Genomic DNA, 13,176 nt, shown 5'->3' on the forward strand with positions numbered 1-13,176 from the left:
AAAATGCTGACTTGGAATCTGTCTGCCCATTGTTCGAGATCGATGGCAATCGATCGGCTTGGGGTGATTTCGAGCCAATTTTTGGTTCGTCCAATAATAGGTTCGCTGTCATGCCGAATTTCGTTGGCGGATCGGAAGGATGCCAGCGAAATATCCGCATTAAGGTCGGCGGCCGAGCCGAGCGCGATCAAGCTGTTTCGGGGCCTTTTTCGCGAGCAGATCGATTCTAGCGCCGCCTTCACGCCAGGAAATTTAGAAATCGACAACTATAGAGCGATCGACGGCGTTGACCTTCCTTGAAATGCACGAGCGAGCGGCGCAATGATCAGCAATGTTCCGATGGCTTTCTCAGTTCTTGCAACGGCTCTTGACGGTCACCGCGCTGGCCGTCATCGCCGTTGGCTCCGGAACCGCTCTGTTGGTCGCAGGTGTCAATGCCTGGGGCGTGCTGTCGATTCACGATTACTCCGCACCCAGCAGGCCCGAGACAAGAGAAGACGTCTATAACCTTCCGTGCGACGACGCAACGCGCAGTACGTCGTACGAGAATTTCGATCTGAACCGACGGCGCGGTGCGCTTATCGAGTCGACGCATCCAGTCGACGTAGACCTCGGGCCGTGGAAACTTGCTGTTCCATGGGGTTACTGGAATAGCCGCCCATTCGTTCGGACACTGAACTGCCGCCACGCCCTTGAAGCCTTGTGGCTGCAGTATTGGATACCTAGCCTCGATGCTCCCGAGCGGGAGATGATCTATGTAAGCAACACCGACAGCCCCGTGGAAGAGCGACGACCGAACCCACGTCCGGAGGAGTCTGTCGTTCAGGCGATGCTTAAACCGTATGGCCCGGGCCTCCATGACAAGCGCTCGACAGCGGGTTGGTTGATCGAGTCCCAAAATCTGGTTCGGGGCGGAGCCGGAATTGTGCAGGACGGAGGATTGTGGAAGACAACTGTTCCCGTTGGCGCTCTGAAGGCAATCTACTGGTTCAGGTCGAGCGAGATTGAGGATCTGGTCATCCGATGCGATCCGATATCGACCCGGTGCATGGGAGAAGTCGATTTCAAGGATTTGAGCCTGGAGGCGACGCTGATCTTCAACCGGAACGCGGTCTCCCAGCACGTCCTCATTGTCGACGGTCTGAGATCGCTTTTGAGCCGATGGCAGCTGACGAAAGCGGTCTCCCAATAATCATCCTTCCAGAGATATCCCCCTCGTACCAGCGACGGGGATGGCTCTATGGCTGGCGATCATTGACTCCTCGCTAAATGAGAACATAATGAGAACAGACGAGGCGAGGCACAAGGAGTTTCATCACCATGGCACAGGAAGAAATCACCAACACGGATGCGCCTGAAGAAGAAGACAACGGCCTGTATCCCTACTGGACGCCAGTGCATGAAGCCGAGCCCAACGAGCTGCACATGAAGTTGCTCCGAGAGGTGGCGGGCAGGTTTGACATAGAGTTCCATTCAGCGCCGGTATTTGCCCGCTATGGAGACCCTATAGGCAGCCTGGATATCGCCATTGATCGTCTTCAGGGAGAAGCATGTTGTGTATGGGCACATGGCCCTACCGAAGAAGAAGACGCAGCCTTTGATGCCGTTTGGGTTCCCGTAGGCGAAGACATGGACGCCACCTTGCGCAGCGCCGTGGCTGCCATGGAAGCAGTCGGGATCATGTGGTGATCAGAGGAAAAAACAAACCGATGACCACCAGCTCAAACACCCCAGCGATTGAACAGGCCACCACTGGTAGCGCAGAGCCAGAACTCTCCGCCTCCGAGTTGGCAAGCATCGTGCCAGCGTACCACGATGGGGACCCCATGGCCGCCATCAAGGCACTCCTCGAAGATACCCAGCACTTGAGATATCAGCTCGCCCTCACACAGGCGGCAATGAGCAAGGGCTTGACGCGGGGCTGGGTGCCGAGCTTTGAGCGGTAGACGCTCCTGCCTTCGATCAGCAGTTGAAGTGCATAAGGATGAACATCGCGGGGAAGATCACCACTGCGAACATTGACAGGTTGCTGACGTACGGCACAAGGCGCTTGCGCTCAGGCTTCTTTCTGCTCCGGGGCTTTGGGAGTGGACCATATGGCCCCTCGCCGTTCGACCTGAAGTACAGGTAGCCAATGCCCATATGGATCGCCAGTGAAACAAAACCGACCGCCAGCCAGATCAAGGTGGTTGAAGTCCAGCTATTGGCGCATTCAGCTTGCTTGTTCTCGATGCTCAGGCCCGCGATGCCGTTGGCGATGGTGCCCACCACCCACATTGCGAACCCTGACACGGCCAAAGCGTAGACAGCCATGGACTTGTTTTGAGGATCGTATGGAAGGCTCATGCATTGCCTGCTGCATTGGGGCGATCTGATAATCGCATAACTCGCCCCGAAGTTGAGGTTTCAATGTGGTAGACCTTCGAGGTAAAGGCAAGTGCCAGTAGGCATGCGTTACCTGAGCGAAGCGAGGTATTCTCCGACGCCGAGAATGAAGAACAAGTTTTTCGGCTGACGCGCGCGAAAAACAATTGCCTCAGCGCGGACATCTTAATTGAACAGCACAACTCGAAAGCGCATCCTTTTGGTTTCTTTTTCCGCACGCCGGATAGATGCCGAGTGCGGACCTCGCCGGTCTCTTTTCAGCGAGTTGTATCATCCTCTACATCGCCTTATTCAGACGTAGGATGTACCAGCGAGCGCCGATGGTCCCGCGGTCAATCAGTGCCGGGAACCTAAGCTTCGCCGCCTCGACATCGCCTGTTTCGCTCAGCAGAGCGTGCGCCCGGGTGAAGGCAAAGCTCCAGGTCGAGCGAGCAGCGCGGCGGCGTCGGCCAGCACCTCAGCCAGCGCGCCGACGAAGTCATCGCATATCTGTCGCGAGCGCTTTGAGCGCCTCGCTCGCCAGCGCAGTTTCCACGAAGGCCCTCGTCTCGGTGAATAGCGGGAAGGACGGGTGGCGTTGCTCAATGATGCGGTGCGCCCGCACCTTTCTCGAAACGAATTCGCAGATAGCTGGCATTATAACGAAACCACATCCTCGCCTTTAAAGCCTGATCCGATATGGGACACCGGACTACACCTATTGTTTGCGTGGGCGGAATGAACTCGAAGGCGGAAGCACTTGCGGCAGCAAAGAAGCGAATACTCGCGCTTCAATCCCAGATGACCAAGCGTATTCTCCAGATCGCCGTCGAAGTGGAGAAGCTCACCGAGATCGCAACCGAAGAGGAAGCGCGGGAATTCCTTCGCGTCACTTGCAATGTGCCCTCTTCAGAGCTCGCCACCTACGTCGCGTTCAAGACGACGCTGAAAGGCAGCGAGCATCTCCTGGATGATGCCCGCGTGTCCTTCCCGGTAATGAAGGCGCTCGTCGCTGCAAACGAAGCTACCCGTAACGAGGTTCTTGAGCGCATGGCGATCGGCGCCAGGATCGACGTCAGGGAGATTTCGGTAATCCGGAAGCGGCTAAGGGACGCTCAGCTTACGCCCTCCCAACTTCTGGCAAGGCGGAATGCCAAGCTTGTCACCGCTGCAGCGCGAAAAAGGGGCGCCGAGGCCGGAGAGCACTTCAAATGCAGTCTGCAATCGTTCCTCGAAGGAATCGTCGACGAACACCGGACCGAACGATTTGCGTCGAGCGACATCCGCGTGAAAGCCGGGCGCTTGCTGAAAGAATTTGAATCCCTGTTCGGCCAAGAGCATCGCGACCCCACGAAGATGAAGGCTGGGTCGTGGCGCCATGACCTCGCAACGGCTCACCGTACACTTGTCCATCTGAACCAGGGTACGCTCATCGATGAAAAGTTGGGCCGACAGCGCGTGCGTCAGCGCCACCCGGGCTTGCTTCCCTTGTTCCACCTAAGCGGAAAAGCACTTGGCGAGTACAAGGACGACAGGTTCGATGTGCGTCAACTTCCGCCGGAACACCACCGCCTAAAGGTTCTCGAAATTTGTGCTGGGGCTGGTGGCATGGCACTCGGACTGGAAAGCGCTGGTTTCGAACAAGTAGCTCTGATCGAGAACGACAAAAAGGCGGCTGCCACGCTGAGGAAGAACAGAGCAGACTGGAATGTTCTGGAAGAAGACATCCGAAATATCGATTTCCGGCCTTACCGGAAGATTGGTATCGATCTTCTCTCGGGCGGACCGCCCTGCCAGCCATATTCCGCCGACGGACATGGACGGGGAAAGGACGATCCGAGAGATCTTCTGCCCGAGTGCGTTCGGGTCGTAAACGAAGTCAAACCGCGAGCTTTTGTCTTTGAGAACGTCGAAGGTTTGCTTCAGGAGCGGCATGCCGACCATGTGGCCGCTATTCTTCGCGGCTTCCGAAAGGCAGGATACACAGTCGATATCCATCGGATAAGTGCCGAACATTACGGCATAGCCCAAGAGCGCGCCCGAGTGCTCATCATCGGCGTCCGAAGGGAGCTTGCGGGCGCGTTCCGCATGCCACCAACCTTCCCGGAGCGCAGGTCCAACCTCGGAGACGCGCTCGTCGATCTGATGGCCGCAAACGGATGGCAAGGCGCGCATGAATGGGCGCGCGAGCGGCGAGAGCAACCGGTCTTCGATCCAAAGGGCAATGTCATAGCGCGAGGTGTGCTTGCGTCCGCAATGGTGACAAGCCGAGGCAAGCGCAGACCGAACGAAACAGCAAGATGGGCTGGAAAAGGCGTCGACATCGCTAGCCTGCGAGACGAGGCCCCGACGTTCACGCAGGGGACGCTGAAAGGGTTCCGCCCTGCTCTCACCCCAAGGATGTGTGCTCGCCTCCAAGATTTTCCGGACAACTGGGAATTCTGCGGTGGAAAGGAAGCCACAGCAACTCAGATTGGAAACGCAGTCCCGCGTCGATTGGCTCAAGCGGTGGGCTTGGCATTGTTCTCAGCAATGAAAGACGTGACATGGGACTGGGAGGCCATGCTTTGGCCTGCCACAACTCGGGTTGGGATTCCGGCGCCCCCGCTCGTGCCGGAAAAAATTTCGCTTGGCAAGAAAGCCGAAATGCTGGCACTTCACGCGAGTTGATGTCGTGGCTCAGCAGTTGAGCCGATCGCGCGCTCTCTCCATGGGAGGCGGCCATCCGAAAATCCTGATCGCCTAAGTTCTCCGTGCTCGTTCGACCTGGCCGAACTACGGAAGAAACCGAGACACCACGATGATCGTCATCGTCACAAACCCCGGGGGCTGCCCCCTGCAGGGGTCCTGAACGCGCATCGCATGTGGAGACGAGATCGCTAATCGCGACGCTTCAACGGCTCCCGACTACGCCGATCGCGGAGCAAAACGCGACTCCGGTCATATGGCTTGAACCCCGCCTTTGCCAGTGCTTCGCCAAGTGTCGGCGGTGTATCGGAACTCATCGAAAGATCAAACTGCGGTGTGAGGACAGAGACACTCGGCGCATGCGTCTCTTCAACTGTAGCGTTAACGCGCAGACCGAGGACTGTCGCCCGTCTGATTGCCTTGTTAAGAAGCGACATCAGTTCGCGCATCTCTGTTGCAGCAATCGTCTGCTCGTCATTCATACTGCCACCCGAAATGAGAAGCCCCGCAGCGCTCGGGGCTGGCACCGGAACAAACCTGAGTGCCATACTAACAAAATTGCCCCTTATCTCAAGTTGACGAAGCGAGCATGGCCTCCAGCGTTCAGAATGCAGGTCCACAGCCGCCTGAAAAGGCCCGTCACAACGAACTGAACCGCTCGCGATGGCGCGCCACATAATCCGGATGCGGCCACATCCGGGCATCCTCAGGCAAATGAATGCGATCCATCTGCTTCGCAAACAGCGTTCGCAGCTCCGACGGCACCTTGTTGTGCGACACAAGAATACAGAATTAGGCGGCAACTGCCACCACACAGCCTTGAGGTTAGGGCAAGGAAAATTAAAGGCTTATCCCGTTCGCACAGGTGTTAACTACATTTAGTGTTTCAGAATGACACATCTTCCCTCCTCCGATAAATGGGGAGGATGAGCGAGAGCCTGTTTCCGACACGCTGGGCCAACGATAGGCCGCCTTCGCTGGAGCGCTTCACGGCGGACTTCCCAGACGATTATGCATGCGCCGATTATCTGTCCGCGAAGCGTTGGAAGTTCGGGTTCAAATGCCCTCGATGCGGAGGCAATCGCGCCTGGCGGCTCGAAGCGCGACCTTGGGTCTGGGAATGCCAGGGGGTCGCCCTCGACAGCGACGGAAGTCGAACGCCAACGGGATGCTCTCACCAGACATCGGTGATCGCCGGAACGGTTATGCACGGCACGCACCTTCCACTGCGGGTCTGGTTCCTCGCCGCTTATCTCTTAGCGACGCACTCGAATGGCATGTCCGCCCTCCAGCTCCAGCCGAAGCTTGCGCTCGGCAGCTACAAGACAGCTTGGCTTCTCCTCCAGAAGCTCCGCCGAGCCATGGTAGCGCCAGAGCGGACGCCGCTCACGGGCGTCATCGAGATCGACGAGACGAGCGTACCCTTCCGTCGCAAGAGCGATCCGGAGGGTGGGGGCCAAGGGCGAAGCCCTATCGGGAAAATTTTCATGATCGGTGCGGTCGAGGTGCGAGATGGGAAATACCCTGTTCGATGTCGTCTGCAGCGGATCATCAACGTCGACCGCGAAAGCCTCCATGCCTTCATCCGGGACAACACCGCTGTCGGCAGCATCCTCCTGACCGACGGGAACACCGCGTATAGGCGGCTGCCGGATCGCGGACACCAGGCGGTGAACCTAAGCGCGGTCGACGCTCCTCTCGCCCACGAAGTCCTTCCCTGGGTTCATCGCCTCTTCTCGAACTTCAAACGATGGGCCTACGGGACGTACCACGGGGTTCGCGACAAGCACATAGACGTCTACGCCAACGAATTCGTTTTCCGTTGGAACCGCAGGCGGCACTTTCAGACCAACGTCGACACGATCCTTGGCATTGGCCAGCGGATCGGCCGAACCACCTGGCGCGACGTCGTCGGCGACACGCGGGCATGGAAGTATGAGCATGCGGAACAAATCCTGGCGATGGTTCGCCCAGATCGGATCGAGCGAGCCATCGAATATGCCTACGATCATCGCTGCGACATCTTCGACGCACTCGATGCGGTGAAGCGGGAAGAGAAAAGGCACCGCTACTTACGTCGGAAACCATGGCGTTCCGCGCTCCCTCCCAGACGCAAAGGCGAGGAGCGGAACACAAGGCGATACGTCCACCCGCCGAGCCTCGCGCCAGAGGATATCGAAATGGGTTACCTCGGCCACATTCCAATCGGCTCAAAGTTGACCGGAAGTCGACGTAAGCCAGCAGGTGGAAACATTACGGAAGTAACGGTTTGATTGACGGCTGCACGTTGCCGCTGAAGGCTGCACCACCCCGCTCATGATCGTCGGCAGTTGGTGGTGACATACTCTCCAGAATGTATGCCACTGCATCCGTCAGGGAACGAAAATCAGTTTCTTTGTTTGGTGCCCAAGAACCAGCCACGACCCATTTCTCATCCCCCGTCGGATAGAGGGTAGCCATCTGATGATAAATTTCAATTTCATCGGAAGTTTGCGGAGAACCAAAGACACATATGCTCTCCTGAAACGACCAGGAACGTTCTTTGACGGTGAAACCTTTTCCAGCCAGTAATTGAACGGCATCAGCGCGGGTCATCTGTTCCTCTCAATTATGATTCCATTGATAATGGTGACGCGCTTTCGGCCCACAAGCAACGGGTGTGACTGTGCTCCTCATATATTTGGAATGTGGGATTGACCGAGGTCGATGCGGTCCTCCCAGACGCCCGATGCAATTTGGTGGCAGTTGCCACCTCAACCCCATTGGAGCGGACGAAAAACATCTGTGGATCAGGCCTCTCCGTGTGATGGTTTGACGAGCCTTCTCCCGTCGAATCTGTGCACTTCGAAGCCACTGGTCCCGCTGCTCCCTCGCCGCAAGAACGTGGGCGGCTCCATAAATTTTCTGCTAAACCTGAAAATCGCCTATTGCGCTATTACTGGTGCTAACCTGAGCGAACGGGATAAGCCTTGAAAATTATTGCCGTCTTATATAAACAGGATCCTCTTCCTCGCCCTCGTCGGCGGTGTCCGCCGTTGCCATGCGTATGACCTGCCAGGCTGTCGCTGCTGACTCAATGCCAAAGTCTTCTGCCATCCAACGGATGAACGTTCTTGTGCCCATCAGTGCGATATCGGCTCGAACCGCTCTCACAGCGTCGCGGCCGTCACGATCATCCATGATCACGACGATCTCCTCGGTTTGCGCCAATGCGGCTTTGAGATCTTGGACGGCGGAAAAGACACTTCGTTCGCCACGGTCGCTCCAGTCGGGACGTAGGTCATCCGGCTTTCCAGCCCTTTCCCAGAGCCGCATTTCGCGCTCGTACCGCTGTCCTTCGACTGTCGCGAGAACCGTGATCCTCTCCCGGTTGCTTTTCAGCCATCCAGCCACGTACGCCCGAGCGTTCCGTCTCTGATCGCGGCTTTCGCCTGGTTCGCGAATGGCCTCGGCAATCACCATATCGGTTATCATCACATCGCATCCCGGTTCAAAGAGCCAGTCCAGCGCTTCAATCGTACCAAGAAGGGATAGTGGAGTGTTGTCCATGATGAGGAAGCGGGGTGTTCTCGCGTCTTCGGGTTCAGGTTTGTCAATCATCGACCATTCCTCCTGAACATGTTCCTGACCCTCTCCAGTTCCACATCGACAGCATCGTCGTTAATGCCGTTGACTGCGTCATCCGACATCTGGTCCAAGACACGTTCGAAGTCTCTCACATCGTACCCAAGCGGATCCGGAACATGACGCACGACCACGCTTCTTCGCGGAAGGAGATCGGAGGGAACTGCCTCTCGTGCCATGCGCTTCAGCCGACAAAATTCCTCGACCGACAGAATTACGTTACGCGGCTTTCCGTGAGACGTGATCACGACCCCTTCCTGCGACGCCGCCCGCTGAACGTCGCCAGTCTGCCTCTGGAGATCGATCGATGTGAATGTCCGCATGGCTCACGCCTCCAAAAAACATATTGTATGTATTTTATGCCATGGCGCGAGTTTGCGCAACCTTGAGACTATATCAGGTTTTTCCGATCGAAAGACGCGGTGGCAGTTGCTGCCCGATTCCGCAAGAATACGGTAGTCACCGGTCAGCGAAATCAGATGTCTGTCGAAGAGCCAATGCACGGTGGCCGATAGCGCGATACCGTTTTGGGCGACGTCCGGACCGCCGTCTGCTACCGACCATATGTGGGCGGCCTGGGCTTCGGACCTACCCCCGCCATTCCCTATACGAAGCCCTGTAATCGCGCAGCGACTGTCGTAGGCGTCACCGACCTTGCGTCGAAAGCTGGCTTCCCGGATCTTCCGGTTCATTAGAATCTGCTCGATACGGCGCTCCTGCTCGATGAGCGGGAGATCGAGAAGCTCCTGAGTGGGGCCGTCGACATGCTTCGGATCAAGTTCCAGACGGATGGCGTTATCGGCCGCTAGCGTCTCGGAAAGCCCTGCTCGTGCGATGGCCGCGAAATCGGTCTCGGGAATGACACGAATTGATTTGCCCTGGAGGAACGCCCCAACGCGCGTCGGATCTGCTACCGACAGCAGGGGCGTCTCCCAGTAGCGCCCATGACGGACGAAGGGTACGGGTTCATGGAACTCCTGATACTCGGCCATGACGGCATACGCGTGCCCGGGCTTTTTAGGATCATCTTCGATGGCCACGACCTTCGCGGTCGCCACATAAGCCCTGCGACCACCGTTTCGCTGTGGCTCGCGATAGACGATCCAGTCGCTGACCAATGTCTCTGCAGTCCGGCGATACTGCTTCGGAAAAAGGTACCTGAACGCGACATCATCCTTGTAACCAGAGTCCCGCTTGGTATCGAAAATGCCTTTCAAGAGAAACCCCTGCCCTCGCCTTTAAGTGGAACCTAAAGCGGCCCGCGTGGATGATCAACATGCTTCCGCGCGATCTCAGCTGTCGTCGGAGATCGCCTTTCCTTCATAGCGCACCCGAAAATTCCGTCTGTGAAAATCCTGTTCGAAGCAAACGAAGACGAGTTCAAGGTCGTTGGCGCTGTCGCGCTTCCCGAGAAGACTGAGCGTGACGACAATCACCCCGGCGTAACCGCGTGTCAGGCGAAAGGCCGCATTTCTAATGTCGGTGGTCTCCGGATCTCTCCGATCGTCGCGACGCTCGTAGACGACCCAGAAGCGGGCTGCATCCCAAGTCTGCCTCAATATCTCACTTATCTCGGCCTTGAACTCCTCGGCATGCATTGCTGGGCCCCAGGACAGCGCCTTCTCTCCCGCGTCGCTGGCGATGTTGAGATAGCCGTCATACTGGTGGGTGCCCGACAGCGCTTCTTCGATGAACTTGAATGCTGAATTTTCGCTGATTGGGGTCTTGAAGAGAATTGCCATCGAATCGCCACGGGTTACCGAACTTGCTCTCCTACCAACTCTAGCACCTTTTCGAATTCCTCGATTTGCTACTGGACCGCGGCGCGAAGTCCATGGCGGTCATCCTCGATGGCGCTATCGGTTCCCGATGCGCCGTTATACGAACCGGAGCCTAATCCGATCACAGCCAGGCCCTCACCCCGGCTACTGAACTCCTGGCACCCAGATTGCTGACGTATCGTCCCCAAATGGCCTCGCCTGCCCATCGAGAACACAAGCTCCTACCCAGGCACAAACGACGGCATCGAGACAATCCTCGAACGCCTTCAGCTCGTATCCCCGCGCGGTGACAGGCGGGAAAGGTAACGCTTGCACAACGCCTTGGATCCGGGTTTCAAGCAGCAATACGATCTGGCGCCACACATCGAGCAGGTTCTCCCGCCGGACGCCAGGCGTGACTTCCGGCCAGTATTTTCCGATCTTGGAGACCTTGTATGCCAACCTTCGCTCGGCCGATGCGAGTTCGATGAGCGCAGGGTGCGGGTAAACCTCGATCAGAGCCTGTCCGCGGGGATGCGATATCGCCAGCGGGTAGCCGATGGTGTGGAAACCGATCCGGAGTTCGTCGCTGAGCTTGCCCGGGCGGGTCTCACTTGGCGTGTGCGTTCCCGCGTGTCTGGCACCGTACGCTATCGAGATGAGATTGTCGGACGTCCTGCGACCGATGATCGGTGCCATCGCCAGGGGCATATCGATGGCGACGATGTCGACCGGTGAGCCGATCCTTGTGTACGCAGCGTCGAGGAGCGCGACCGCGTCAGGGATCGAACCCCGGTGTCGAAGGACCGGTTCCGCGGCGAGCGCAGGCCGCAGGAAGGCTGCATAGGAAGCCGCCACTTCCATCAGCCGCCAGCCAGCGCCGTCGTCCGCTACCAACGCGACGCCGCTAGGTTCACGGTCGGTCCATGCGGCGTCGATTCCGAGAACTGATCTCATGCAATCCTCCTGGTTACACTTCTGCAGGCACTTTCTTTCAGAATGGCGACCTGAAGCAACAAGCCGAGACGTGTTCATTGGTAGACTGGGAAGATACCCGCCGACTTGTGTTGGAGCGTGACGGATTCAAATGCGTGTCCTGCTCGACGAAACTGAAGTCGCGCGACGCCGACGTCCATCACCTCCTTCCGAGATCGATGGGCGGATCCGACGAACTCTCGAACCTGGTGACCCTGTGTGACGGCTGCCACGCCGCCCACCATCCCAGCCTGGCAGGAGGACTGGCAAGGCGCGCGATAGAGCGTTGGGCGATGCGCCTGGCTCGGTGGCTGGATCGGGATGCGCAGGGTCTCGAGGCCGGAATGAACTTCGGACCCGTCCTGCGCTTGTTCGGCGTCTCCCATTTCAGGAGCGGGCAGCTTCCGATCGTTCTGGCCGCGCTCGCGGGGAAATCCGTCCTCGTGGTCAGCCCGACCGGATCCGGAAAGTCATTGTGTTTCCAGATCCCTGCCCTGCTTCGCCGTGGCTGCACCATGGTGGTAAGTCCACTGAAGACGCTCATGGCGGATCAGGTCTCCGGGCTTCTTCGCAAGAAGATCCCGGCGACCTTCGTCAATAGCGGTCTCAGTGCTGAGGAGAAGGAAATCCGCTACGACATGGTCGGTGTGAATGCGGTGAAGTTCCTGTATCTCGCGCCCGAGCGCTTCTTCGTGAAAAACCGAAGGGAGAGGAAGGCGCTGGCAGAAAGCGAACCCGAATTCCTGGTCGTGGACGAAGCCCACTGCGTCGATGCTTGGGGCCGAGATTTCAGACCGGAGTATGGTCGCCTTGCGGAGGCCCGGGAGAAGCTCGGCTCCCCGCCGATCCTCGCTTTCACGGCTACGGCAGGTCAGGCGATGCAGCAGCGTATCCTGGCATCGCTAGGGATCGAAGACGCAGAAGTCTTCGTTCGAGGTGTCGATCGGCCGAATATAGCTATGGTCCGATGGCAGGCGGCATCTTCAGCGCGGCATCACGAAATTGCGTCGCTGTTGCGGCTCCCGGTGCTCGCCAGACGAAAGGTCATGGTATTCGTGCCGACCGCACGCATCGGCCAGGAACTGCAGACCGACCTCAAGAACAACGGGCTCGACGTCCCGTTCTATCATTCCAAGCTGGGTAGCGAATGGGAGCGTCAGGAAATCCTCAAGCGTTTCCAGGGTGAGAGCCGCCCGGTGGTAAACCACATCATATGCACGAACGCGTTTGGCATGGGACTGGACGTGCCGGATGTGCGGCTCGTCATTCATTGGCAGCAGCCAGCGTCCGTTGAGGATTATCTGCAGGAATTCGGGCGCGCTGGCCGCGATGGCAAGCAGTCCGTTGCGGTGACGTTCACCGAAGGAGGGCGCGGTCCAGGACGGGATGTCGGCCTTCTCCGATTCATGGCCGAGAAAACTGCCAACGGGTCCGGTTTGGACGAAGTCAGTGCCCGCGCCATGTTGAAGCAGCGGTACTCGCAGATCGCGGATCTTACCGATCTTCTCGCGACAAAAGACTGCTTTCGCCGAGGCATCGTAGAATACTTCGAAGGTCCGAAGGTGAAGCCACGCCTGAGCCTCGGAATGAAGATACTGAATTGGGCGTTCAGCAAGGAGGCCGTAGGGAAGCGGTTTCGATATTGCTGCGACGCGTGCGCAGCCGTCGATCGACGACTTGAGAATTTGCCGCAACATGTGGCTTCGGTGTTCGCGAAACAGGCAGGTGGCTAGCACTCGGGACTTCGGGACGCGCTTTCGCGTGC

Annotated in this window: 13 protein-coding genes and 1 pseudogene; 6 read left to right on the plus strand and 8 right to left on the minus strand. The window is 57.9% G+C overall.

Annotated elements, in window-relative coordinates:
- Positions 1 to 367: 367 nt before the first annotated feature.
- From DTW90_RS22670 to DTW90_RS37650, 3 genes are all read left to right on the plus strand, one after another.
- The gene (locus DTW90_RS22670; RefSeq protein ID WP_149341138.1) at positions 368 to 1,192 is read left to right on the plus strand and encodes a hypothetical protein; all 825 of its coding nucleotides are present in this window, start codon (positions 368 to 370) and stop codon (positions 1,190 to 1,192) included.
- 128 nt (positions 1,193 to 1,320) lie between these two features.
- On the plus strand, positions 1,321 to 1,689 hold the full coding sequence (locus DTW90_RS22675; protein ID WP_149341139.1) for a hypothetical protein: 369 nt from the start codon (positions 1,321 to 1,323) through the stop codon (positions 1,687 to 1,689).
- 20 nt (positions 1,690 to 1,709) lie between these two features.
- Complete coding sequence (locus DTW90_RS37650; protein ID WP_149341141.1) at positions 1,710 to 1,946, plus strand: hypothetical protein; 237 nt, start codon at positions 1,710 to 1,712, stop codon at positions 1,944 to 1,946.
- Positions 1,947 to 1,962: 16 nt separating this feature from the next.
- On the opposite strand, the gene DTW90_RS22685 is transcribed toward DTW90_RS37650, so the two are convergent.
- Complete coding sequence (locus DTW90_RS22685) at positions 1,963 to 2,346, minus strand: hypothetical protein (RefSeq protein ID WP_149341143.1); 384 nt, start codon at positions 2,344 to 2,346, stop codon at positions 1,963 to 1,965.
- Between the two features lie 756 nt (positions 2,347 to 3,102).
- Between DTW90_RS22685 and dcm the strand changes: the two genes are divergently transcribed.
- A complete protein-coding gene (gene dcm, locus DTW90_RS22690; RefSeq protein WP_149341145.1) occupies positions 3,103 to 5,034 on the plus strand; it encodes a DNA (cytosine-5-)-methyltransferase in 1,932 nt (643 codons plus the stop codon).
- 209 nt (positions 5,035 to 5,243) lie between these two features.
- Here the strand turns inward: dcm and DTW90_RS22695 are convergent, their stop codons facing one another.
- Complete coding sequence (locus DTW90_RS22695; RefSeq protein ID WP_149341147.1) at positions 5,244 to 5,534, minus strand: hypothetical protein; 291 nt, start codon at positions 5,532 to 5,534, stop codon at positions 5,244 to 5,246.
- Between the two features lie 444 nt (positions 5,535 to 5,978).
- Between DTW90_RS22695 and DTW90_RS22705 the strand changes: the two are divergent.
- Positions 5,979 to 6,965: pseudogene (locus tag DTW90_RS22705) on the plus strand (IS1595 family transposase); the annotation flags it as partial.
- 340 nt (positions 6,966 to 7,305) lie between these two features.
- Here the strand turns inward: DTW90_RS22705 and DTW90_RS22710 are convergent.
- The 6 genes from DTW90_RS22710 to DTW90_RS22735 all read right to left on the minus strand — a co-directional run bounded on the left by DTW90_RS22710 (position 7,306) and on the right by DTW90_RS22735 (position 11,393).
- Positions 7,306 to 7,647: a hypothetical protein gene (locus tag DTW90_RS22710; protein ID WP_149341149.1), complete on the minus strand. Its 342-nt coding sequence runs from the start codon at positions 7,645 to 7,647 to the stop codon at positions 7,306 to 7,308.
- Positions 7,648 to 8,028: 381 nt separating this feature from the next.
- The gene (locus DTW90_RS22715) at positions 8,029 to 8,652 is read right to left on the minus strand and encodes a hypothetical protein (RefSeq protein WP_149341150.1); all 624 of its coding nucleotides are present in this window, start codon (positions 8,650 to 8,652) and stop codon (positions 8,029 to 8,031) included.
- Entirely contained in the window at positions 8,649 to 8,999 is a 351-nt protein-coding gene (locus DTW90_RS22720) for a type II toxin-antitoxin system prevent-host-death family antitoxin (protein WP_149341152.1), read from the minus strand. Before DTW90_RS22720 ends, DTW90_RS22715 begins: the two co-directional genes overlap by 4 nt.
- Positions 9,000 to 9,002: 3 nt before the next feature.
- On the minus strand, positions 9,003 to 9,893 hold the full coding sequence (locus DTW90_RS22725; RefSeq protein ID WP_149341153.1) for an HNH endonuclease: 891 nt from the start codon (positions 9,891 to 9,893) through the stop codon (positions 9,003 to 9,005).
- A 75-nt stretch (positions 9,894 to 9,968) separates the two neighbouring features.
- Positions 9,969 to 10,418, minus strand: coding sequence for a hypothetical protein (locus DTW90_RS22730; protein ID WP_149341155.1), 450 nt, complete (start codon positions 10,416 to 10,418; stop codon positions 9,969 to 9,971).
- Positions 10,419 to 10,601: 183 nt separating this feature from the next.
- On the minus strand, positions 10,602 to 11,393 hold the full coding sequence (locus DTW90_RS22735) for a DUF429 domain-containing protein (protein WP_149341157.1): 792 nt from the start codon (positions 11,391 to 11,393) through the stop codon (positions 10,602 to 10,604).
- A gap of 134 nt (positions 11,394 to 11,527) precedes the next feature.
- Here DTW90_RS22735 and DTW90_RS22740 point away from each other — a divergent pair, with 134 nt between their 5' ends.
- Entirely contained in the window at positions 11,528 to 13,144 is a 1,617-nt protein-coding gene (locus DTW90_RS22740; RefSeq protein WP_246665013.1) for a RecQ family ATP-dependent DNA helicase, read from the plus strand.
- Positions 13,145 to 13,176: the final 32 nt, after the last annotated feature.

Source organism: Neorhizobium sp. P12A (assembly GCF_008365395.1).
Taxonomy (GTDB): Bacteria; Pseudomonadota; Alphaproteobacteria; order Rhizobiales; family Rhizobiaceae; genus Rhizobium.